27 protein-coding genes and 1 pseudogene are annotated in these 22,641 nt (G+C 46.3%); 26 read left to right on the top strand and 2 right to left on the bottom strand.

Translation table 11 applies throughout. The features are described from left to right. Positions 1-534: 534 nt before the first annotated feature. From BLW59_RS18205 to BLW59_RS13895, 7 genes are all read left to right on the top strand, one after another. Positions 535-1,881, top strand: a complete 1,347-nt coding sequence (locus BLW59_RS18205; RefSeq protein ID WP_318258614.1) for an MBL fold metallo-hydrolase — start codon at positions 535-537, stop codon at positions 1,879-1,881. Positions 1,882-2,178: 297 nt separating this feature from the next. Beyond that, positions 2,179-3,129 carry a hypothetical protein gene (locus tag BLW59_RS13915; protein ID WP_074698259.1) on the top strand — a complete coding sequence of 317 codons (951 nt, stop codon included), beginning with the start codon at positions 2,179-2,181 and terminating at the stop codon, positions 3,127-3,129. 122 nt (positions 3,130-3,251) lie between these two features. Next, entirely contained in the window at positions 3,252-3,518 is a 267-nt protein-coding gene (locus tag BLW59_RS18015; RefSeq protein ID WP_217634629.1) for a hypothetical protein, read from the top strand. A 126-nt stretch (positions 3,519-3,644) separates the two neighbouring features. After that, positions 3,645-3,866, top strand: a complete 222-nt coding sequence (locus tag BLW59_RS18010) for a hypothetical protein (RefSeq protein WP_217634628.1) — start codon at positions 3,645-3,647, stop codon at positions 3,864-3,866. 209 nt (positions 3,867-4,075) lie between these two features. Next, positions 4,076-4,615 carry an RNA 2'-phosphotransferase gene (locus tag BLW59_RS13905; protein WP_074698258.1) on the top strand — a complete coding sequence of 180 codons (540 nt, stop codon included), beginning with the start codon at positions 4,076-4,078 and terminating at the stop codon, positions 4,613-4,615. A gap of 232 nt (positions 4,616-4,847) precedes the next feature. Continuing rightward, positions 4,848-5,210, top strand: a complete 363-nt coding sequence (locus BLW59_RS13900; protein WP_074698257.1) for a hypothetical protein — start codon at positions 4,848-4,850, stop codon at positions 5,208-5,210. A 178-nt stretch (positions 5,211-5,388) separates the two neighbouring features. Next, positions 5,389-5,760: a hypothetical protein gene (locus tag BLW59_RS13895; RefSeq protein WP_074698256.1), complete on the top strand. Its 372-nt coding sequence runs from the start codon at positions 5,389-5,391 to the stop codon at positions 5,758-5,760. Between the two features lie 333 nt (positions 5,761-6,093). Here BLW59_RS13895 and BLW59_RS13890 read toward each other — a convergent pair whose 3' ends face one another. Together BLW59_RS13890 and BLW59_RS13885 are read right to left on the bottom strand one after the other, a co-directional pair. After that, positions 6,094-6,684: a JAB domain-containing protein gene (locus tag BLW59_RS13890; protein WP_074698255.1), complete on the bottom strand. Its 591-nt coding sequence runs from the start codon at positions 6,682-6,684 to the stop codon at positions 6,094-6,096. Positions 6,685-6,758: 74 nt separating this feature from the next. Continuing rightward, positions 6,759-7,133 (bottom strand): single-stranded DNA-binding protein, encoded by a 375-nt coding sequence (locus tag BLW59_RS13885; protein ID WP_074698254.1) that lies wholly within the window; start codon positions 7,131-7,133, stop codon positions 6,759-6,761. A gap of 348 nt (positions 7,134-7,481) precedes the next feature. Between BLW59_RS13885 and BLW59_RS18200 the strand changes: the two genes are divergently transcribed. The 19 genes and pseudogenes from BLW59_RS18200 (at position 7,482) to BLW59_RS13805 (ending at position 22,451) form a co-directional block, all read left to right on the top strand. Next, positions 7,482-7,607, top strand: a complete 126-nt coding sequence (locus tag BLW59_RS18200; protein WP_318258613.1) for a hypothetical protein — start codon at positions 7,482-7,484, stop codon at positions 7,605-7,607. A 12-nt stretch (positions 7,608-7,619) separates the two neighbouring features. Then, complete coding sequence (locus tag BLW59_RS17835; RefSeq protein ID WP_175463456.1) at positions 7,620-7,784, top strand: hypothetical protein; 165 nt, start codon at positions 7,620-7,622, stop codon at positions 7,782-7,784. A gap of 62 nt (positions 7,785-7,846) precedes the next feature. Then, a complete protein-coding gene (locus tag BLW59_RS13880; RefSeq protein ID WP_074698253.1) occupies positions 7,847-8,482 on the top strand; it encodes a hypothetical protein in 636 nt (211 codons plus the stop codon). A 14-nt stretch (positions 8,483-8,496) separates the two neighbouring features. Beyond that, positions 8,497-9,009, top strand: coding sequence for an AAA family ATPase (locus BLW59_RS13875; protein ID WP_074698252.1), 513 nt, complete (start codon positions 8,497-8,499; stop codon positions 9,007-9,009). Between the two features lie 200 nt (positions 9,010-9,209). Then, positions 9,210-10,646 carry an alanine/glycine:cation symporter family protein gene (locus BLW59_RS13870; RefSeq protein ID WP_074698251.1) on the top strand — a complete coding sequence of 479 codons (1,437 nt, stop codon included), beginning with the start codon at positions 9,210-9,212 and terminating at the stop codon, positions 10,644-10,646. A 2-nt stretch (positions 10,647-10,648) separates the two neighbouring features. Then, positions 10,649-11,584 carry a homocysteine S-methyltransferase gene (gene mmuM, locus BLW59_RS13865; protein WP_074698250.1) on the top strand — a complete coding sequence of 312 codons (936 nt, stop codon included), beginning with the start codon at positions 10,649-10,651 and terminating at the stop codon, positions 11,582-11,584. Positions 11,585-11,765: 181 nt separating this feature from the next. Next, the gene (locus tag BLW59_RS18005) at positions 11,766-11,936 is read left to right on the top strand and encodes a hypothetical protein (RefSeq protein ID WP_217634627.1); all 171 of its coding nucleotides are present in this window, start codon (positions 11,766-11,768) and stop codon (positions 11,934-11,936) included. A gap of 226 nt (positions 11,937-12,162) precedes the next feature. Continuing rightward, positions 12,163-12,303 carry a hypothetical protein gene (locus tag BLW59_RS17830; RefSeq protein ID WP_175463455.1) on the top strand — a complete coding sequence of 47 codons (141 nt, stop codon included), beginning with the start codon at positions 12,163-12,165 and terminating at the stop codon, positions 12,301-12,303. An 18-nt stretch (positions 12,304-12,321) separates the two neighbouring features. After that, a complete protein-coding gene (locus BLW59_RS13855) occupies positions 12,322-12,750 on the top strand; it encodes an EamA family transporter (RefSeq protein WP_074698267.1) in 429 nt (142 codons plus the stop codon). 27 nt (positions 12,751-12,777) lie between these two features. Beyond that, positions 12,778-13,299: a hypothetical protein gene (locus BLW59_RS13850; protein WP_217634626.1), complete on the top strand. Its 522-nt coding sequence runs from the start codon at positions 12,778-12,780 to the stop codon at positions 13,297-13,299. Between the two features lie 423 nt (positions 13,300-13,722). After that, positions 13,723-14,991, top strand: coding sequence for a PHP domain-containing protein (locus BLW59_RS13845; RefSeq protein WP_074698249.1), 1,269 nt, complete (start codon positions 13,723-13,725; stop codon positions 14,989-14,991). Positions 14,992-15,776: 785 nt separating this feature from the next. After that, entirely contained in the window at positions 15,777-16,661 is an 885-nt protein-coding gene (locus BLW59_RS13840) for a hypothetical protein (protein WP_074698248.1), read from the top strand. Continuing rightward, the gene (locus BLW59_RS13835) at positions 16,658-17,350 is read left to right on the top strand and encodes a hypothetical protein (protein ID WP_074698247.1); all 693 of its coding nucleotides are present in this window, start codon (positions 16,658-16,660) and stop codon (positions 17,348-17,350) included. The genes BLW59_RS13840 and BLW59_RS13835 overlap by 4 nt, the downstream gene beginning before the upstream one ends. Before the next feature lie 177 nt (positions 17,351-17,527). After that, positions 17,528-17,668 carry a hypothetical protein gene (locus BLW59_RS17825; protein WP_175463454.1) on the top strand — a complete coding sequence of 47 codons (141 nt, stop codon included), beginning with the start codon at positions 17,528-17,530 and terminating at the stop codon, positions 17,666-17,668. A 595-nt stretch (positions 17,669-18,263) separates the two neighbouring features. Continuing rightward, positions 18,264-18,584: pseudogene (locus tag BLW59_RS18370) on the top strand (transposase); the annotation flags it as partial. Positions 18,585-18,617: 33 nt separating this feature from the next. Continuing rightward, on the top strand, positions 18,618-18,857 hold the full coding sequence (locus BLW59_RS18195; protein WP_318258608.1) for a helix-turn-helix domain-containing protein: 240 nt from the start codon (positions 18,618-18,620) through the stop codon (positions 18,855-18,857). Between the two features lie 254 nt (positions 18,858-19,111). Continuing rightward, positions 19,112-19,516 carry a hypothetical protein gene (locus BLW59_RS18190; RefSeq protein ID WP_318258607.1) on the top strand — a complete coding sequence of 135 codons (405 nt, stop codon included), beginning with the start codon at positions 19,112-19,114 and terminating at the stop codon, positions 19,514-19,516. Positions 19,517-19,964: 448 nt separating this feature from the next. Further along, positions 19,965-20,792: a hypothetical protein gene (locus tag BLW59_RS13810; RefSeq protein ID WP_139283688.1), complete on the top strand. Its 828-nt coding sequence runs from the start codon at positions 19,965-19,967 to the stop codon at positions 20,790-20,792. A gap of 243 nt (positions 20,793-21,035) precedes the next feature. Next, positions 21,036-22,451: a sodium:solute symporter family protein gene (locus BLW59_RS13805; protein ID WP_074698242.1), complete on the top strand. Its 1,416-nt coding sequence runs from the start codon at positions 21,036-21,038 to the stop codon at positions 22,449-22,451. Positions 22,452-22,641: the final 190 nt, after the last annotated feature.

Genomic DNA, 22,641 nt, shown 5'->3' with positions numbered 1-22,641 from the left:
AGTGGCATGGGCGTGGGTTATTATGCAGACAGGTCATATGTGTAGGTGGAGCAGTATGCACCGCCAAGATATCAGCTGTCTATCTATGTGGTGGGAGTGACGTTATCTGAAGAGTATTGGCGAAGTCACGAAACTTATATTGGCGGGCCATATAATATACCATGGGAGATAGCATTACTCTTAAGTTTCGCTACATTTGGGACAGGAAGGTCATTTTCTACCAGCGGGTAGAGACTTGGCTGGATTGAGATCTCAACCGTGACTATTGTCATGCAGAGGGTAATCCTATTATTCCCTTTGCTGCTGAGGTGGCCTTTGTGAGTGCATACGATATGAGATTCTTTGATGACAAGATGGGTTACAGCCCGGTGCTGAAGAAACCTCTGAGGGTCATTGACGAACAGCTGTATCTCAGATTGGAAAATTGACTTTAGGAGAGGAGACAGCCTGAAATCAGACTAAAGACAGTATCAGCGAATCAGTTCAGGATGTTAATATTTAACATCCTGAAGCCAAAAATGGGGAGGCATTATCATGGCATGTGAACCAAGCTATACTATAAAGGTTCTGATGAACGACTGGGTGGTGGATGCTTCCGGGGAGTTGGAGGCAGAGCATGGCCTTTCTTTCTATGTAGAGACGCCGGAAAGCAAGTTCCTCTTTGATTGCGGTCATACAGGGGCTGCCTGGCGCAATGCGGAGAAGATGGGTGTAGACTTGTCTGCTGTGGAGTTTGTGGTCTTGAGCCATGCCCATTATGACCATGGGGGAGGCTTCCCGTCCCTGTTGGAATATGTGAAGCCAAAGGTACTATATACAGGCAGGAACTTCTGGCAGGAGAAGTTTTCCTATGACAAGGAAAAAGACGAATATGCTTACAAGGGCTGTGGCTTCACTAAGGAAGATTTGGACAGGTGGGGCATTGAGCAGTTTGAATGTGACGGTACGATAAAAGTAAGGTTGGATAACTACGCTATAGTGTTTACGGGCTTTTCCCGCTACTACGAGTTCGAAAAAATCCCTGAGAAATTTGTGCGGGGAGAGGATAAGGTTCCTGATACCTTTGATGATGAAATCTGCCTACTCTTGAAGGAAGGTCAGGGCTGGGCCATGGTGGTAGGCTGCGCTCATCGTGGCATTCTGAACATGGTGGCCGAAGTCAAAGTGCGTACTGGCAAGGATGTAGTGCGTGTGGTTGGGGGCATCCACATGATTGGAGCCGGAGACGAGCGGATTAGACAGACTTTCGAGGAACTGAAGGCTATGGGAGTGCAATACTTCAATCTCTGCCACTGTTCCACCGACAAGTGCCATCAGTCCGTGGCCTGGCCCACTGATCTTAAGGCTCTAGGAGCTGGCTCAACCATTCATGTGGAGACCGGGGGATACATGAAGGCGGCCATTATCTATGACTCTCGCACCCACACCACAGAAAAGGCGGCTTCCTTCATTGCAGAAGGAGTAAAAAAAGCGGGTCTGGAGCCTGCATGCTTCCACATCGACGAAATTGGCGAAGAGGCGTTTGAGTATATCGCCCACTCATATCTGGTCATCTTCGGTTCCCCCACCTATATGGCTTCCGTCACTGCCAAGATGAAGACCTGGCTGGAGGCAAACTGGCAGAAGCTTAAACTGGATTACAAGCTGGGGGGTGCCTTTGCCACAGAGCAGTATATACACGGAGGTGGGGAGAATGCTATCAAGGAACTCCTGACCTTCATGATGGTGCAGGGGATGATGGTTTATTCCGGCGGCAATAATTACGGCAAGCCTATCATTCACTTAGGCCCTGTGGGCATAAGCCAGGATATCGAGAGCTTTCGGGAACTGTTCGTGATTTACGGTGAGCGTATGGGAGACACGGCGTTTTCTGTAGTTTGACAGTTGTTATCTGCATGAAAAACGGGGCTGATGCACGTTCATTAAGTGCATCAGCCCCGGAACAACGGCGGTTTGAAAAGATACATAGAATATCAGAATTGCACCAGGATGTTAATAATTAACATCCTGAATAGAGAGGGGCTGCTTGATGCGGCCTTTATTATTTTGGGTGCATCCGTTTTCCAGGTGCCAAGCCGGGATTGATGTCATCTGACTTGGTTTTATGGTAATAAAATATTTGATTTGTAAACAAAAATAGTTTACAATAATAAAAATACTTTATAAAGGGGTGGCAGTATGGAAAAATACCTTGAAGCAGTCCTGCATCAGGATGTGGACATCCTCCCTTTTACTGAAACTGGAAAGCTGCCACTGGCATATAGGAACAGATATAGGCTTTCTGAGATGTCCATAGCGGGGCAGGGGGCTGTTTTGGTCGAACCGGTAGAGCAGGAGCCTTTGGCAGCTATCAAGAAGCAACATAGGCAGCTGGAGATTTATACGGGTTCACGCTGTGTACTAGCTCTGAGAAATATGAGCAGCTACGCACGGGATGCCATGGTGAAGGAAGGGATTCCCTTTGTTTGGGAGGGGCATCAGGTATATTTGCCGTTCCTAGGCATGCTCCTGGACAGCACTAAAGGCAGGACAGTGCCACAGTGCGAAAAGATCTCTTTTCTGACACAACGGATGTTGCTTACGGCCCTGTATCAAAGCTGGGAGGAAGTAACCGTAACCAAGGCTGCCGGGATGCTGTGGGTTACCAAAACAGCAGTATCCCATAGCTTCGATGAACTGGAAGCTATAAATATACCCTATCTTTCAGTGAAAAGCAGGGCCAGGAAGTTGACCATACCGAAAGATAAGCAGGTAGTTTGGGAAACCATGAAGGATAGCTTACGGAACCCCGTTATAGCCACCTATGCGTTGAAGGAGTGTCCGGCGGCCAGCTTGCTGACGGCAGGACTGACGGCATTGGCTGAATATTCCTTGCTGAGCGAACCAGCTTGCCCCGCCTTCGCTGTAAGCAAAAAGGCAATATCTAGCCTTAAGCTTACCAAGAGCAAACTGGCACTGGCTGAAAAAACGCCAGCTTGTATCGTGCAGGAAATAGGCTATCAGATTGATTTTGGGCCAGGAACGGCAATAGACCCGCTAAGCCTGGTACTGAGTCTAAACAAAGAAGAAACGGAAGATCCACGTATCAGCATGGCGGTGGATGAAATGCTGGAGAGGTATGTATGGTAAGAGGCATAGAGAAATTCAAGGAGTATTTTCAGGAGTATGCTGATTAGTATGTTCTGATCGGTGGCACCGCCTGTGATATATCGTTCAGCCAGCATAGCGGCGACTTCAGGGCAACAAGGGATTTGGATGTTGTCCTTATCGTGGAGGCGCTGACTCCAGCCTTTGGTGCGCGATTCTGGCAGTTCATCCATGATGGCGGTTATCAGAACCGGGTTAAATCCTCGGGGCAGCCCCAGTTCTATCGTTTCGACAAGCCAAGGGAGGCAGAATTCCCGTCCATGATAGAGCTTTTTGCCAGGACGGATTTTCTGCAGGACGGGGCAGCAGAAATAACGCCGCTGCATATTGACGATAATGTCTACAGCCTGTCTGCCATCCTGTTGAATTAGGCATACTATCAGGCGTTGCTATCCGGCAGGGAAATAGTAGAAGGACTTTCCATACTGAAACCGAGCTGGCTTATACCGTTTAAAGCCAAGGCATGGCTTGATCTGAGCCAGCGTGATGCCAATGGAATGCATGTGGATTCACGAGATTTGAAGAAGCACCGCAATGACATCATTCGTTTGGCTTCTGAGTTTGTGCTTGAACGCTGCGAGCTTCCTGAGGAAGTAAAGGCAGATATGGAGAAATTCGTGGAAAGCATGAACGTAACTGATGCCGAGCTTAAAAGCCTGCGGATTCCCGGGGTAAGGGCAGAAGATATACGTCAGCTGCTCATAGAGACATACTTGTGATGATTGGCGGGAAGAAATGGAGGCAGGGTACAGGATTTTTCCTTCAAGGTAGCTGCTTTGTTGCCATGAGTCCTTGGGATTCCATTGACCATCATGACTTTCATTTCGACTAACCACCTAACACTTAACACAGATTCAACATGTTATTTGTGATGTTCATATAGGGTATTCAAAGGTAGATCATAGCAGGGGATGTGCGGAGGAATGACATGCAGGATAAACAGTTAAGCAAATTCCTGTCCCTGATACTACGCCATAAGCCGGAGACGATAGGGATCACTCTGGATGAGCACGGCTGGGCTGACGTGGAGGAACTGCTGAAGGTGATCTGCCAATCTGGCAGGAGCATTGACTATCCAACGCTGGAGAGAATCGTGGCGGAGAATGACAAGCAACGATTTGCACTCAGCCCCGATGGCAAGAAGATAAGGGCCAATCAGGGGCATTCGGTGAACGTGGATGTGGAACTGAAGCCCATGGATCCACCAGAAGTGCTCTATCATGGGACGGTGGAGAAGAATAAGGCCTCAATTGAAGCCAAGGGGCTTATAAAGGGTACCATGCTATATGTGCATCTATCTGCTGATGTGGAGACAGCTATGAAAGTGGCCGGGAGACGTAAGGGCGAGAAGCTTATCTATGAAGTGGCAGCAGGAGAGATGTCCAGGGACGGCTTCAAGTTCTATCTGTCTGTCAATGGCGTATGGCTGACAGATAAGGTTCCGTGCAAATATCTCACGCTGCTATAAGAACATACGTCAACCAGGGCTGTTGCAGAATTTGTGTAACAGCCCTGGTTTGTTATGCGCAGAGCAAACGATTGGACAGAACTTCTTCGATGGTAATTGGCTGATAGATACGTTGGGTGAGATATCTTCTCTTGGGAAAATAAAAAAATGTAAGTTAATCTGTAATGCTTTCCCCTTCGCTACGTATATACAAATGTAAAACAAAGACAACCACCGAAGGGGGTAGATGAAAATGAAGAACGCAATGATCAACAAGAAGCTGAATGATTTCGAACTGGACGTTGTAGCAGGTGGGACTCTTACCGAAGTTAACCAGCTCGCAGATGCCTTCGCCAAGAAAGGTGGCATCTTCGGAGAAGTAGTAGCCGAAATCCACAGCGCTTTGAACAGCAAGACTGGATTGGCTGGACCGGTCAACATCCTGCTGAGGGAAGCTGTAGGCAAGGGTCTGAGCCAGCTTGGTATCTCCCATGACCTGAGTGTCGGCGTACTCGGTACCGGCTTCATGTCTAAGGACAACAAGTATTCATACAATGGGAAGAGCATTTCACATGCGGATGTACTCAAAATGATTGATGCAGCGAAAGTTGCCTAAGATATTCAAAACAGTTACAGCATATCAGGCGTTATCTTGATGCTTTATCAATAAAAGGGGCTGACGCACATGCTTGTGTGTTGGCCCTCTTAGTTGGAAAGCCTGACATGATAAGCAAGGTAATAAGCAGATGCACTATTTTATATGAAGCATATGAAGTTAACGTGGGGGGATAACGATGAAATTATTCAAGTCAATTCGTATATTCGGGCTGATGGCCTTGATGGTCTTGACTATGGCTGGCACGGCTTTTGCGGGTAGTCAGGACTTTGATCTGGAGAATGGCACGGGGCATACTATTGCTTACATCTACCTGAGCCCAAGCGATGAGAACGCATGGGTTTATCAGGATGAGCTGGGGCCCAATGATGTGCTGCGTCCCGGCGAATCTATTTTCTTGACATTCTCTCCCAGGGATAATGTGCGTTACTGGGATATCAAGGTGGTATATGACAATGGCAAAGAAGATGTTTGGGAGGATCTTGACCTTTACCACATCTTCAATATCACCATCCGTCCCGGCGGTACAGTGAGCATCGAGAGCGCCTGAGATAAAAAAGGGCTGTCGCACTAGGCTGTTTCACTGCGATACCTAGCTAGAGAAAATTCTCTTGGCTGATAGATATCGTGGCAAAATGGTTAAATGCGGCAGCTCTTTTTGTGTATGTGTCAGAAAACGGAAGGAATGAGGTACAGTGCGAAGAAGGTTGTTGTCAAACATGGTGAAGCAATGCTGCTGTAATGGTTTGTAATGTCTTTTGAAGATGTAATCTCTTGTAATGGTGGCTGTGATGTCTGGGCGCTGGAAAAAGCCCCCGCAGGGGCTGGCATATGCTATTTAGATCATTTTGTCCTCCATTTTTGAGCAAGAACGCGGTGGGGGTTAGTCATCAGGCATTAGGTTCTTTTCTTTCAGGCTTGAGAAAGAATGCTCCCCGATTATCACATGGTCTAAAATTGGGATGTCCATGATTTTGCCAGCCTTGACCAGTCGTGCAGTGACGGCGATATCCTCACGGCTGGGGCTGGGGTCGCCACTGGGATGATTGTGAACCAGTATGACGGAAGCAGCATGATAGACAACCGCTTCTGCAAATATTTCCCTAGGATGAACCACAGAGGCCGTCAAGGAGCCTATGGAAACTGTAGGAGTTGCGATGATAAAGTTTTTGGTGTTCAAAAGAACGAGAGCAAAGTGTTCCTTTTGTTCGTGAAGAAATCTCGGCATCAAGAAACGGAAGACATCTTCGGGGCCATGAATTTGAAGGGGTGGCGCTGCAGGGGCTTCCATGATGCGTCTGACCACTTCCTTGACTATGTAAATTTTCTTGGAACGATTTTTGCCTACTCCTGCAAAGGAAGCAGGAGCGCTGAGAATCTTGGATAAATCTACTGGTCCCAGCTTCTCAGCAGGTATCCCTAGAAGAGAAGCAAGAAGTTCGGAATTAGAAGCAAATTGTAGATCGTTGTTCATGATATACCTCCTGCAAAATATGAAACATGGGGAGGCTGGCTGTAGGCCAGCCCCCTGCCATACTGGTTTATTGATTAGCTTGCTTTCTTGCTCTTGGATTTCTTGGCTTCAGCGGGTGCTGCTTCGGCTTCCTTGGGCTTGGACAGGAACTCCACTTTGTCGGCAATGACCTCGGTAACATAGCGGTGTTCGCCCTCGGCAGTGTCATAGGTACGGCGCTGGAGCCTTCCAGTTATGCCTACAAGATAGCCTTTGCAGAGATTTTCGGCACAGACATCGGCCAGACTGCTCCAAACAGTGACAGGGATGAACTCGGGTTTTGGTTCATCGCCCTTCTTTACAAAATCAGGCTTGACGGCGATATTGAGGGTAGCCACAGAGGTGCCCCCGTTGGTGGTAAAGAGTTTGATATCCTGGGAAATACGGCCAGTAAGTTCAACGACGTTCATGGTAAATTCTCCTTTGCAGATTAACAACAACAATTAACATTGCAGGTGATTGGCAACCTCCTTCCGACGCCTGCCCGCCGATTTTTTTGTTTTTGACGCAAATTGTAAACATGTGGAGCAGGGGATGTGCAAGGGCGCGAAGCGAATCCTTGCACATCCCCTGCGGAACATGTACAATGCGGCGGCCAAAAACAAAAAATCTGTAATGAGAAACAGCCCTGGTGGCTGCCGCCACCAGATAATGCTTTGAAGGTGTTGTTGTAATGGTTTGTAATGATTTGGCGGAAATGGGGTTGGGGGTGTAAAATAGAGGGCAGACAGAAATTTGGAAGTGGGCAGGTATTTGCAGTGGAAAAGGTAGACATAAGCACAGCCTTGAGAGAAGGCTTATCTGAGAAGACAATGAAGAGCCAGAAGAAGGCTGAAGCTATGCTGGAAGAACTGTTTGAGAAATACAGTGTGACAGAGGATTAGCAGCGCAGGCTGGTGAAGGCCTTAAGCGGCTATGCAGATGGCATCTATGATGATGTCTATGGTATGGCCATACAGGCCGGAGCCGAGCTTGGAGATATGCGCGGCTATATGAAGGCCGTGGATGAAGCTGAGGATGTAGTAGCAGGGATGCTGGCAGAGGCTCTGATGAAGAGATGATATATGGCATCTAAGCAGTAATGAAATGAAGCAATAGTCGAGATAGTAGAAGGGAGAACAAGATGCTAAAAAAGGTACTGATGATTTTTGTGATGGCTATAGCCTTGGCCGGTGGCAGTGTGACAAGGGCTGCTGAGGGGCCACAAGCGTATTTGACTGAGATAGATGCAGTTGTCGACGCAGGAGATATGTTATATACGGTTTATCCCGGGATGAGCCTTGATGACATGAGGGAGAATTTCAAAGGCGCAACACAGTGGACGATAGCAGAAGCGAGAACAAACAGAGGGTATGACTATGATCATACACAGAAATATGTGGTATACAGAAATATTGGCGTGGAAGAGCCTGTGTATGAAGTCATATGGATCACCAGTGATATGGAAAATGCGCATGTTAAATGCTTTTCTGTAAATTTTTTCACAAAGTCTGAGAGAATTGCCAGGTCTATGTTCAATAAAGCAACCAACGAGTACAAAATAAAGTATGGCACCCCTACTGATCATATGGGAAGGCATCACTCTGGGATATCTGACAGACATGGGCATATGTGCGAGTATGACTCCATGGATTCCTATGTATGGAGCCAGGCCAGAGTAAGAATGACAGGCTGGGAACATATGGAAGGAGAGACCGCAGAACAGTTCCGGGTGGATTTCGGCTTGCCACAGGCTATGACGTATAGGGTTATCATGTGAGTTGAGAGGCAGCAATGAAGGTTATTAATTTTTACGGCGGGGCCGGTATTGGGAAGAGCACTATTGCGGCAGACATTTTCTCCAAGCTGAAGCGCAAGGGTTATAAGACGGAGTTGGTAGGAGAGTATGCCAAGTGGCTCTGGTATCAGAATGCTACGGATATTGTCCAGGATCAGCTGTATCTCTTTGCAGAGCAGGTACACAGGCTTAAAACGTTGGAACGGTACGGGGTCGAGTACGCCATCTGTGATTCTCCTCTGCCACTGAATATCATATATAACAGCGAGCCGGAGGAGATTTTCGATGCCCTGGTCATGCATGAGCATCGGAAGTTTGACAATGTGGAGTATTTGCTGCGCCGGAATGATGAGTTCATAAGTATTGACGGGCGTAAGGAGACCAATCTGGAAAGGGCCAAGGAGAAAGACGAACAGATCAAGGCAGTGCTGGAAGCTGGCAAGATTGAGTACACGGTCATCTCTCCGTGGGAGACTGACAAGGTGTTGCTTGATCTGAAGCTGAAGTAGAAATAAGGCATAAACCGGGGTGGAAATAAAGCCCCGGTTTTTCCATGTAACGCTTGCTTCCTTTTCGGAATATTACGAATGTGATACCGCAGACTTAGGAAAGGTTGTCAATGTTACAAGGATGATGTAATATTGTATACATGCAGAAAGAATGTTTGTGTGTTTTGCTCAAAAGTCAGTTAATTTAGGGGAGGCAGGGTATGGAAGAAATTGCACAGTGGCTTTATGCCATAGATGAACTTGTTTGGGGGACTCCCATGACAGTCATCTTGATTGGTACCGGCATAATATTGTCTATCCGTTTTGGTTTTCGCTATCAGCGTAAGATGTGCTTCAATGCCAGAAATACCTATGGGCAGGCATTGAAAAAAGGAGATGGTGAGGGAGAGGGAACCATATCAGGGTTTCGCGCTGCCTGCACGGCTCTGGCCAACACTGTAGGCACAGGCAATATAAGCGGAGTGGCAACTGCCATAGTCAGTGGCGGCCCCGGAGCCCTTTTCTGGATGTGGCTTTCCGCATTCTTTGGGATGTCCACCAAGGCCTGTGAAATAATCATTGGCCAAAGGTACCGGGAGCATTACCGGGATTCCATGGATGAATTTGTTTGCGATAGATCCTTTGTGCTTAAGAATGCTTTCGGCTGGAAGCGGGGAGCAGTGGTGCTGGCGGTGTTCTGCTTCCTGTTTGGTCCCTGGACCTGCAGTGTGCAAACAGAGGCAGTGGTGGGATCTATGAACGAAGCCTTTGGCATTTCTGGTCTGACCACTGTAGCTGTAATCGGCATCACCTGCCTGGTGACCATATGGGGAGGCTTGCGGCGTATTTCTGAGGTCATGAGCAAAGCTGTTCCCCTCATGGCAGCGGTGTATATTCTTATGGGGCTGGGGATAATCATCCTGCATTGGCGGGATATTCCAGGCGTACTAGAACTTATTTTAGTGAGTGCTTTCTCGCCTGTAGCTGCAGCGGGTGGATTTGCTGGAGCTACGGTCAGAGATGCGATACAGTTTGGTGTGGCAAGAGGAATCTATTCCAATGATGTGGGCACAGGTTATGGTATGATTGCCCATGCTACGGCTAAGACAGATCATCCTGTGAGGCAGTCTTTGTGGGGCTGGGGGGAAGTCTTTCTTGACACCATGATTATCTGCTCCATAACGGCGTTTACTATCATCATTACGGGTTCTTACTACACCAGTGAGGCAACATCAGGTACCCTTACCACTGTAGCTTTCAGCAATGTGTATGGGGCTGTGGGAGGACAGATGACAGCGGTAGTCATAGCTGTATTGGCGTGGACAACCATTATTGGCATGTATTATACCTGTGAAAAGTCAGTGAATTACGCTCTGGGAGATACCAGGCTCAATAAAAGCCTCATGCCCCTGTACAAAATCTATTACATGCTGCCTTGCGTTATTTTTTACAACGTGCAGGCAGATGTGCTGTGGGCTTTTACAGATATACTCTCGGCGCTTTACGTGGCAGTTACGCTATTTATCATAGTGGCACGTCACAAGGAGATTTTCCGTCTGTTTGATGATTTTTGGGAAAGGTATTTGCCAGCCAAAGAGCGCGGTGAAAATCCTCCCATAGTGTCCTTTGATTGCAGGACAATGAAAGAGGGGCGTTGAACATGAATTGCTTGGACAAGATTTTGGAAAAATATCCCTTGGTGGTTCTGGATGGAGCTTTTGCTACGGAACTTGAGGGACGGGGATTTGATATCAAGGATGAATTGTGGTCTGCCAAGGCCCTGCATGAAAGGCCGGATCTGGTCAAGGCCGTGCATCTGGACTACCTGCGCGCCGGAGCTGATGTGGTAGAAAGTGCCAGCTACCAGGCGACTATTGAAGGATTCTTGCGCAAAGGCTTGTCAAGGGAACGGGCAGCAGAGCTGATAAAACTCTCTGTAAAGCTTGCCAAGGAAGCAAGGGAGGATTTTATTAAGGAATCGCCAGAGGCTTTGGCCAATCGAACCAAACCTTTGGTGGCAGCCTCGGTAGGCCCTTATGGAGCGTTTCTGGCAGATGGCTCTGAGTATCGTGGCAACTACGATATCGGGGAGGATGAGCTGGCAGATTTTCACGAAGAAAGATTGAAATTGCTGGCAGAAGAAAGTCCTGACATTATGGCAGTGGAGACTGTGCCCTGCCTGGTAGAGGCTAAAGCTGTCGTAAAAGCAGTCAAGCGAGCTGGAATAAATATTCCTTTGTGGATATCCTTCTCCTGCAGGGATGCCGGTTCTATCAGTGATGGTACCCCTATTGAAGAATGCGCTGCGTGGTTGGACAAGGCTGACGAGGTAGTTGCGCTGGGGCTGAACTGCACAGCGCCGCAGTATGTGTCATCTCTGATAGAGAAGATCAGGGCTAACACGAAAAAGCACATAGTAGTCTATCCAAACTCCGGCGAAACCTATGATGCCAAGACCAAGACCTGGAAGGGGACATCAGCAAGTTTTGTGGATATGGCCGTAGCTTGGCACAAGGCTGGTGCCAGATTGATTGGAGGATGCTGCAGAACTACTCCCAGTGATATAAAGGCTATTGCAGACTGGGTAAGAGACTAAGCATCGAAGAAATAGAAGGTTGATTGACATATAACTGTGCCTCGGCTGCACAGAACTGTGAAGCGGGAAAAGGGAGCCTGACAAGGTTGCTTTTCCCGCTTTGCTTGTTGGTCAGAACAGACAGAAGAGGATTAGCAGGAGATGAATACACGATGACGAAACATATAGCAGGAGGTGGTACATGATGGGAAGTAAATTGATAAGACTGCTCTGTTTTATGATAGTGATGCTATGTGGCAAGGTAAGGGTGGTGGAGCATTTCGCAGATATCAAGGTGAAGGTAGTGGATTCCTTTCCTGACCTGCGGGTGAAGGTTGTCAGCGCATTCCCATATGAGGTGGGGGAGTGGTAGTTTGTGGAGTATGGGGAGGACTTCACGATACAGTTCGTGGAGAGCTTTCCGGATATCAAGATAAAGTATGTGAACAGCTTCCCAGGTGTCAAGTAAGGATGGTGCTGACAGGATATGAATAGTTTTTGGGATTTCTTGTGTAACCGTGGTCCTAAGTCTGAGACATTCGCTGATAATGATGACTATGTGAGGGTTGCCCTGACATCAGACTATCCTGAGTCTAAAAATGGAAAAACTGTATGTGGCAGCAGGGGTACTGCCGAAACGTGAAGATATGGAGGCTTACAACAGGCGGGAGATATCAGAGTACAACGAGCGACATCCGGATTACCCCATCAGTCTAGCTATTTTTGAGATGCAGATGTAGCAAGAAAGGACGATGTTGTTGTTTTCTTATATTTGGCCTATTGCGCTGGTGATTATTTGCAATACAGTCTATCAGGTGTGTGCCAAGTCGGTGCCAGTGGAAATCAATCCACTGGCCTCGCTGACGGTAACATATCTGGTGGCAACGATTATGTCCGGTTTGCTTTATGTGTGGCTGGGAGAAAGCGTAGATTTCCTAGGTGAGTATAGGAAGCTGAACTGGGCACCGTTTGTGCTGGGGGCTGTCATAGTGGGGCTGGAGGCTGGTTGGATATACGCATACAAAGCTGGCTGGCCGGTGAGCACTGGCTTCATAGTGCAGAGTTCAGTGCTGGCAGCGGCACTTTTGCTGGTTGGATACTGGCTTTATCAGGAGCCGTTGGCGTGGAATAAGATTGTGGGGGTAGCCATCTGCCTGATTGGGCTGGTGGTTATCAACTACAGGTAAAGGTATATATGAAAGAGGGGATTAGGGATGATTTTTATAGCAGGGATTATAGGACTTGTTACGCTGGGACTGTTCTTTGCCACGTTGTTTCTGGTGGTAAAGACGAAAGATGAGGATGGCAAGTTTCAGCTGGCCGGTCTCATTGTGCCGTTGCTCATACTAATAGTGGGAGGCTGCGCTACACTTGGTGTGGCGGTTGGCTATCCGAAATACCTCATATGGCAGCAGGAGCAGGAAGGTGCTGCGGAGCTGGCCAAGGCAGAGCAGAACAGGCAGATTGCTATCCAGGAGGCCAAGGCTAAGGAGGAGTCGGCCAAATCTCTTGCCAATGCAGAAGTGATAAGGGCTGAGGGTGTGGCCAAAGCCAACAAGATTATCGGAGACAGCCTACAGAACAATGATGCATATATTCACTACCTCTGGATTGAGGCATTGAAGGAAAGCAAAGATCAGGTAATCTACATTCCTACGGAAGCAGGCATCCCGGTGACAGAATCCGCCAGGTTCTGGAAGAACAGCCAGGCAAACCAGGTGCCAGCTGATAAGTAAGGAGGATGACCATGAAGTTCTGCCAATACTGCAATCAGCAGGTGCAGCCCCGGAAGCATATCAACTGGTTCATTTTGGCCCTGATGTGCCTGTTCACCTGTGGGGGCTGGCTGTTTGTGTATGTGCCATACTATTTCTTGTTTAAAAGCAAATCCTGTCCCATATGCGGCGGGAAGTTTTGAAAAGAGGCTCCAAGTTCGTAACGGACTCGGAGCCTCTTTGAATTAGAACGGATGTAGGTAAAGGCTAAGGAAAAGCCTCTGTCTATGGAAAAATGCCCATACTAGCGGTATAATGAGGGGAATTGGATAGCCATGGCTACGCTATTGGCCTGATTGTACGAAAATTGCAAATGATTTATAGGCAATGTAGCTCTCAAAGCTGGTGACTATACTTGAAGGAGATTTTCATGGAGGAACACGCATGGTAGATTTGCATATGCACACCAAAGAGTCAGACGGGACAGATGCGGAATGGCAGCTGATCGAAAAGCTGCGGGAAGCCGGGATAAAGACGTTCTCCGTGACTGACCATGACACTATTGGTGCTGTATCTGGGATGGTGTACTTGGCACCTGAGGATATGCTGTATATCCGGGGTGTTGAGTTCTCCTGCCTGACAGAGGTCAGGAACTGTCATATACTGGGTTATGGCTTCAACAAGGATGTGAGAGCCTTTGGCAGGATGGTGGAAAAGGCCAATAGGCAGCTAAGAAAGATAGCAGAAACCCATATGGAGTATATTGCCAGGGAGGCCATACAGGCCATCCTGGCTGCCGGGGGCATCCCTGTATGGGCACATCCCTATGGCGGTGCGGGCAAGCGGGAGATGCACGGGGAAGAATTTGAGCGGCAGTTGAAGATACTGCTGGAGGCAGGACTGCAGGGGATTGAGTGCTATTACTCTGCCTATGATGAGGAGCAGGTGAATTCCCTGTTGAAGGTAGCCAGGAAGCATAATCTCTGGGTCAGCGGAGGTAGCGACTATCACGGGGATAATAAGGATGTGGCTCTGGGTACGCTCAACAGCTATGGCAAGGTGGTCACAGAAGATGAGCTGACCATCATTGCAGAGCTTAGGCGGAGGCAGAAGGAGCATCCCTTCCCCTTGATTGAGGTTGAGGAATGGCATAATTACGGGGACAGCTTCTGGCTGATGCCGGTCAGGGCCAAGGATGTTACAAAGAATTGTGCGTACATTGATAATCTGGACTGCATGAAGGATGAGGAGATATCCATATCGGAAAGCTCATTCGAGGATTTTCTCTATCCAATGTTCAAAAAGCATTTTGACGAGAATCTGCCGGAGAACAAGAATCGGTGGGAGTCCTATCCATCTGAGGAACGCAAGTATGTCAAAGGATTCGAGTGGTATCTGACGGACAATTTCTATACCTATGGGAGCATAGAAGCAGTTCTGACGGATATTGAAGCAACAGTAGCGATACTTGCGGAGGACTACGATGACCCGCGTCTGGATGAAATGTGGCAAGGCCTGAGAAATCTGCCTGATTATATCCCCGGGTATTGGCGACGAAAGGAAAAGTTATCTGCTGAAGAAGCAGATAAAATCGTCCGTGAGAACAGGGAGCATATACTGGATTTCTATAAGAGGTTTGTGGATAGCCTCAGGTCTATGATGAAGGCCGGGGAGGCTGCGGGCTATAAGCTGATTTCGGTATGTGGGCCGTGAATTAAGCAAACCCTCGTTTGAATTATTCGGGGAAGTGAGGGAGAAAATGATGGAATGTGGAAGAAGGGTGAGGTTTGAGTAGGGAAGCGTCTATGGAAGTGGGGATGGTGCGTAGAATCGGGTCCTAAGTTTAGTGGAGGAGACCATTAGGAGAATAAGGTTCAGAGAGTGGCAACCACGGTAGGTTGTTGACAGGAATCTATGGGGATAATGATGGGGGATAGATTGCATATACCCCTTATCGGACGTAGTGACAAAGAATGCTTTTGTATTGAAGTAGAGCCTCATCACATAAAGAGTCGACCTAGACCAGTTTTTATATGATTTTGGAAAAATAACGTCTTAGGTCACAGATAGATTGGTTATTTTAGTTTTAGATGTAACAAAACACGCGGTTTATTGCCGAAAATGTAAAAAATGGAAAGAAATTGGTAAGAAATGTAGAGATTATGGGTTTTCTGGAGTATAATTGTTTGAGATTCGGTACTAAGAGAGGCATAAGTTCCTATATGCATGGGAAAGAGTGGATGAACAGCCTCCGTGACAATTGTTGTGAAACTATCAAACATACGTGAATGCATATGAAGGATACAAATGCTGAGATGTATTTATGGGGACGATAATGGAGTGAATATTTAAGTAGAAGATTGAGCGGATTGAGAAATTTGAGAAGGCGCTGAAGGACAAGATGAATGTAATGTGATGAAAACAATTTGACTATGTTAGACTATGAGTATAATATAAAATTAATGCATATTTTGTACTAAGAAAGGGAGTAGTTAAAGTTGAAAAAAATTCTAAGTTTGTTTTTAGTAGTGTTACTTAACGTATGTGTTGCAATTAATGCAAATAAGTGCTATGCAATGGAACGAAATTGGCAATGGATAAAGTCTGATGATTATTGTGGATACTTTATTGATGTGGAAAACGCAATTAACCATCAGGTAAGTGCTAATGAGGTAGATTATAGCGATGTATGGGTAAAAGTTGCATACACTTATCAAGGAGCACAGAATGAGATAGATTATTATAAGTTGAGTGGTGTTAATCCAGCTGTCTTAAAAGACGGATACGGTTTATATAAGCTTCGTCTAAAATATTTGACAGGAGAAGTGGATTATTTGTATTTGGGTTTCTATGATTCCAATGGAAATCTGTTGAGAACACAAAGTGGTTCCAGCTCAACCATTTATAGTGATGGGGATACCTTCTTAGCATCAATTATGTATTACATGTCTAGCAAATTAACTGGTGGTCGGGAATTTACTGTCAATGAAAATAAAGGGGCTATACGTTATTGGAAAAAAACAGACTATTCAGGGCAGGTTACAGTGTTTTTACTGCCTCGGTTGGCTATTAGAAAAGATGGTGGAAAATATAACTATGTTATAAATACGCGTGTATTGGCAGAGGATAATAGTACAGAAAAGGAGGTTGTCCAATACTATTCGTATGATGGCGGAGAAGAAGTGGAAGTAGTAAGATTCGCAGGATATGACGATGACTGGATATTGCATACGGTAGATTTATCAAATCGTCCTAAAAGAACAGAGATAGTTCCGGGTAGTTACTCGGAATCTATATCCAAGTTTGTTGTAAATTATTGTGATGATAATGCTAATGTTGATTTAATTAACAGATTCGGAAAGAAGGGAATTATAGTAAAATGACATTGCTCTATAAAATGAAATGTATCGTCATACGGGTTATAGCTTTGGTAGGGATGATTCTTTGTTTGTCGTGTAACAGCATGACATATGCTAATGTTGCTGATAGATGGATTTTGGTAAGCGATAACGGTGATTCTAAAACAATAATCGATAAAAATTCGTTCAAGTATGATTGTGTGAATAATACAGTGCAATGCTGGAAATTGATAGTTTACTCTCATGCTAGTGTGTCAACTAAGATTGAATATAGTCCGTCATCTAGGAAATATAAAATTCTTAAATTTATAGAAAATATTGGCGGATCTAATGATGGAGAAAGAAAAGGTTTGGAGAATAAAATCTGTGATATTCTTCCGGGTAGTGATGCTGAAAAGGTCGCAAATTCAATATGTGACTACGTCGGTAAGACTCATGTGTTTGATGTGAATGATAAATGGATATGGGTGTATTCATCAAACTATTCGACTTATTATATATGGTCACATGTATATAATTTAGGAAATAATCGTTTTGAAGTGTATGTGTATGAAAAAAATTCCAAGAGAAGTAATTATTACAAATACATTATGGACATGAACAAAGAGACGGTAAAGAATGAGTATACGGAAAGAATAGTAGTGCCAGGTACTGCAGAAGACGGAATGATGCTTAAAGTTAAGCAGTTAATCAAAGCTGGAAAAGTATTATAAACAATATTGCTAATTGAGCGGGTGATGAATAATTTAATGTGTCAACGTTGGGAAGGAGGGTATTGGCAATTTAGATGGTAATGGCTGTATTCTTCCAGCGAGTTATGGGGGTTATCCTGTGAAAGGGGGCGAGGCAGATGAAAACATTATTCTTTCATTTAAGACGAAAAAAGGATCATGGTACGTTTGAATTCTGCTTATGAGGTCATGATACATAAGAATGGCTGTATGACATTTGGCAATACCCTGTTGGAGGCTGTCTATAGGGCCCATGATCTGGTAGCCTGTGTCATTGAAGATTACGATGACTGTGGGTAAATACGATGGGGGGAGGATTATGAGAAAGAGTTTGCGGAGCTCGGTGTGTCATCAGATGGATACTATGGGATGATGGACATAGATGTGGATTTGATGGGTTCGGGCTGGATAAGGAAAGGTGATCTGCAACCTAGGACCCGGCAGCATAAAAGGTATGGCATGTAGTTGCGGGCATTTAAGTTGTAGTACAGTGGATACAGGTTGGCAAAGTGATGGCGAGGTAGAGTGTTACAGGTGTATGAGGCATGTAAGAGCCACAGAGTACGAGGTATCATAGCATCTTTCTGTGCAGGGAAGATAGATATGGCGGAGTGCCGCAGGCGTATAGAGCGTGATAGTGAGGCGTGGATAGAGAAGACCACAGGACTGTCCGGGGCTGAATTAGAGTCAGAAATTGAACTAGCGAATATGGCAGTATACGGAGTACTCCTAGGGGAGTTTGTAACAAAGGAGGGGAGTGGCTCTGCTCAAGATGTAGATGAGGATGAATTGCCGTTCTGACAAAGACTAAATATGATGATGACTGGCACCTCTGATATGCTCCCTCTATGAGAGACAGTGAAAAATAAAACTGTCATCGTAGGGGGAGTTTTCTATGCCACATAAACAAAAAGCAACAGCAGAAGAGAAGACAAGAATTGTCCGAGAATGTTTGGCTGGCCATAAGGGACGGAGTGAAGCGGCTAATCTACTACAAGTAATAAGACAATGGATTAATCGTTACGAGGCGGAAGGTAATGCTGCTTTCCTTCCCCATACCCGCAACCGAACCTATTCACCTGAACTGAAAACACAAGCAGTCCTTAGCTACCTAAATGGCGAAGGCAGCCTCATGGATATTTGCCGAAAGTATAAGATATGCAGTACACGCCAGTTAAGAGGTTGGCTGAAGGTGTATAATGCTCATGGAGACCTTAACTCCAGAAAATATTCAGGAGGCGGAAGCTACATGAGCAAAGCACGCAGCACCACCCAGGAAGAACGGCTGCAAATAGTCATGGATACCCTTGCTTCGGGTAAAAACTACGGCGAGACAGCCAAGAAATACAACGTCAGCTACCAGCAGGTGCGGAACTGGACGCTCCGTTATGTGAAGATGGGCGAGGCAGGTCTGCAAGACCGCCGTGGCAAGCGCAAAAAAGACCAGGTACCACGGACGGGCTGGGCCTTCGTTGTTGTTGCTGCCTAAAATTGCGGAGCACTTTCGTATTACTGTAGACAAGCTGCTGGGGGGTGAGCCTCAGGGACTGGATTATGAATTATACTGGATTATCAAGCATATGCCTGATGATGCCAAGAAACATATGGTAGGAACGCTGAAATCATTGGGAGGCAGTCCGAGCTAGATGCTTTCCAGGATTGGGTGATTTTGCAATCTGAAAGCTTTTGTGATAGAATTTGTCAGGGATTACATGGAACAATAAAATTGGGGGAGGGTATATTTTGGCTACTACTAAGAAGACTACTACCACTGCAGCAAAGAAGACTACCGCTGCCAAGAAAACCGCAAAGGCTGCTGAGACTAAAGCAGTGAAGGCTGAGGCAACTACGAAAACCACTGCTGCTAAAAAGACGACTGCAAGAAAGAAGTATATGTATGTGTTCTTCAACTGCAACGACGAAAAAGATGCTGCCAGCATGAATATCCGCTACAACAATGAGACCTTTGCTGATACTGCCGTTGGCAGGAAGGCTCTGCTGAAGAAGGTTGAAGATGAAGCTGCTGCCGGTCGTGTGAATGTGTCCGATGCAGAAGCTGTGAAGAATGACATTCTGAAGGGCGAACCTACGGATGCCAGTGCGAAGCTCCAGTATGGTGATATTGAGCGTCTGGTGGTTGTGGCTTAAGAGAATCTTCTCTGGGTGGACTTATTCGGAGAAATATTTGGACAAATACGCTTGAACGTGATAGAATAATCGCAGGAGAGCGTTAGATACGTGAATGAACCCCCGAGGCTAGGTGTATTGGCCTTGGGGGTTCTTGCTATAATTGAAAATATTTTTCATTTAGGTATTGAAAATAATTATCATCTGTGCTATATTATGTACAGGCTTTCGTTAAGCTCTCCTAAATACAATACACAGCCAAAAGGCGGCCGTACTGCTCATGCGGCCGCTTTTTGGTGCGTATTTACGAGAGAATACGAATTGATGAAAAATATGAGGGAATTTGTGTAAATTTTAATGTTTCGCTAATCATTTTATAAGGCAAATCTAATCGAGAGAGAGTATCATCAAAGTTAAGCGGGAATCATACCGCTGGAAAAAGGGAAGTAAATAAGCCGATGGGGGCACCATGCCATGGGAATTATCTCCGGCATGGGCCTTGTTTTGTTGTTGTGAAAGCGGTGATGAGATGGCAGGAGAAGAAGCAGCAGAGAACGTTGAAGAGAAGAAAAAGAGACCAAAATTCTGGGATAGTTTCCCAACTGACTTATTCTGTACCAGTCGATGCGTCAAGTACAGCTTGTATTTTGGTGCCGGTGCATTTTTTCTTTACGGGTATTCCGTTTTCTGGGCCTCATGGCTAGTTTTATATAGTCTGGTGCTTGCAATCTGGATAGGATATAAGATTATTCCGGTGATGTGGAAAGCTAAATCGTTGGAAATGGGAAAGTGGTATGCTGTAGCTGGGTTTTATCTAATGCTGGCGCCTATGGTCTTTCCTTTCATATATGCAAACGAAGTGTTTGGGATGGAAAGGTTGTCGTGGATAGGCGAATGTCTGCTATGCTTTATCGGAGTGTTGTCTTTATATGTTGTAATTTTTCATAGATATATCAAGAAAGGTTTCGCCTTTGTGCCCTTTGGGATAGCAATCGCTTCTTATGCCGTATTGCTGCTATGTGGGTCAAATGTGGTATTTGACAGGAGTCCTGGAGAATATAAGGAAATTATTATATACAAGATCTCCCACTACAGTCGAAGGGATAACGGCCATCTACGTCATACATATTCTGCGTACATTGATTTGAAGGATTATGGGGGATATGAAAAAGAAAAGATTAAGCTTTCAAAAGAGGAATATGAGAAATATGACAATATGACAGGGGAAAAGACAATGCTGATGAGAGTGCATCCAGGGTTGTTTAATCAGCCGTGGCTTGAAATTGTATATGATTAAAGTATGTAGGAAATGAGATCCTTGATTACGCGATACATGAAATGGTTACAGTTACTTTGGAAAGAGATGGAAACTGGCTGTGCTGGCTGCGCAGCCAGTTTTTGCGTGGTGGCAGCTGGCTTATGCGTTGACCGTAATATCCGATAATGTTAGAATGGGCACTACGATAGTTTCACGCAATGGCGTTGGTTAATAGCGATTACTGGGCAAATCATTTATGATTCTGGAAGGAAGCGCATAGCTTTGGAATTCTCGATTGGCCACTTGGCGGTAATGGCCGTGACAATCTGTCTGGTTTTGGGTGGCGGTTTGTATGCAGCCAGGTCGGTGCATTCATCTGAGGGCTTCAGCCTGGGAGGCCGCTCAGCAGGTGTCCCCATGATAGCGGGAAGCATTGCTGGTACCTGTGTAGGAGGCGGTGCCACTATCGGCACAGCGCAACTGGCCGGTTCTGTAGGCCTGTCAGCTGTATGGTTTACTATAGGAGTGGGCTTATCCCTGCTGGTTATGGGCCTTATCTATGCCCGTCCTCTGCGATATACGGGGCTGGAGACAATATCCCAGTATATAGTTGGCAATTATGGGAAAGGGGCAGGCAGGATCACCAGCTGCGCCACTTCCTTTGGCATATTGTTTAGCGCAGTATCCAGCATTCTTCCCGGGATTGGCTTGCTGGCTGCCTTGACTGGACTTTCCCCTTTAGTATCGGCGGGAATACTGTTGCTGTTAGTGATCCTGTACGCTTTCTTCGGAGGAATGAAAACAGCCTCTATAGGTGGAATCCTGAAGATGCTGGTACTCTTTGTGACGCTGTTTACGTTGGGATTTGCGGCCTGGCAGGGGCTTGCTGCCTCACCAGAACTACTGAGAGAAAAACCAGAGGGCTTCCTTAGCATTTGGGGCATCAGCGCAGGTTCTATCCTGACCAATGTGGCTTCGGTATTGGTGGGCATGATCTGTACGCAGACATATATTCAGGCAGTTTTCTCAGCAGCCACACCCAGAACTGCAGCAGTAGGACTTATTCTGGCAGCAATGGTCGCCATACCCATAGGTTTGCCCTGTGCCATTATGGGCATATACATGCAGTCTGCACATCCCGAGCTTGCAGCTATGCTGGCATTGCCAGCGTATTTGCTCCACTACGCCTCGTCATTGATGGGTGGCATGGCTCTGGGAGGTATTGTTCTGGGGGTTATAGGGTCCATAGCAGGCCTTAGCCTGGGTGTGGGCACTATGGTGGCAAGGGATATGCTGGAGCCAATCTTGAAGGTGCGTACGGAGGCAGGAAAACTCATGCTTATGAGGATGTCTGTGGTGGGAGCCATTGTTGTGGCTATGGCCATTGCACTGGCAAATCAGGGGTCACAGATTCTGTTCTGGAATTATCTGTCCATGTCCCTTAGAGGATGCGGCGTATTTATTCCGCTGACACTGGCTATATTCAGGCCCAAGGCGCTGGAGCCCAAATGGGCAATGGCTTCCATGATACTATCCATATGCTCCGCTGCAGTGGCCGGTCTAATCCATACGGTCATGTCTCCCGTATTTGTCGGCTTGGGCGTAAGCCTGGTAGTGGTTTTGATGGGGATAGTATGGAAACGGGTACGGTGCATGTGTCTGCTCGATTCCATTGATGTCTGGTTATGGTTAAACTAAAAGGTGCCTGTTGGAGTTAAGCAGCAGACCCCTATTTCATATATGAAAATGTCACAGGCAAATCTTTCCCATGGTGTGGCTCCTTTGCACGTCAGTAATGTCTTTGTGATGGTCTGTGATGTAGTTGCAAACAAGCGGAACCAGTGTGGCTCCGCTTGATAAGATACACGATTATGATTGTAGATTGGGA

It is taken from the genome of Selenomonas sp. KH1T6, assembly GCF_900108415.1.
Taxonomy (GTDB): Bacteria; Bacillota; Negativicutes; order Selenomonadales; family Selenomonadaceae; genus Selenomonas_B; species Selenomonas_B ruminantium_A.
Note: the sequence above shows the minus strand (reverse complement) of the source record. Positions and strands in the feature narration are given on the sequence as shown.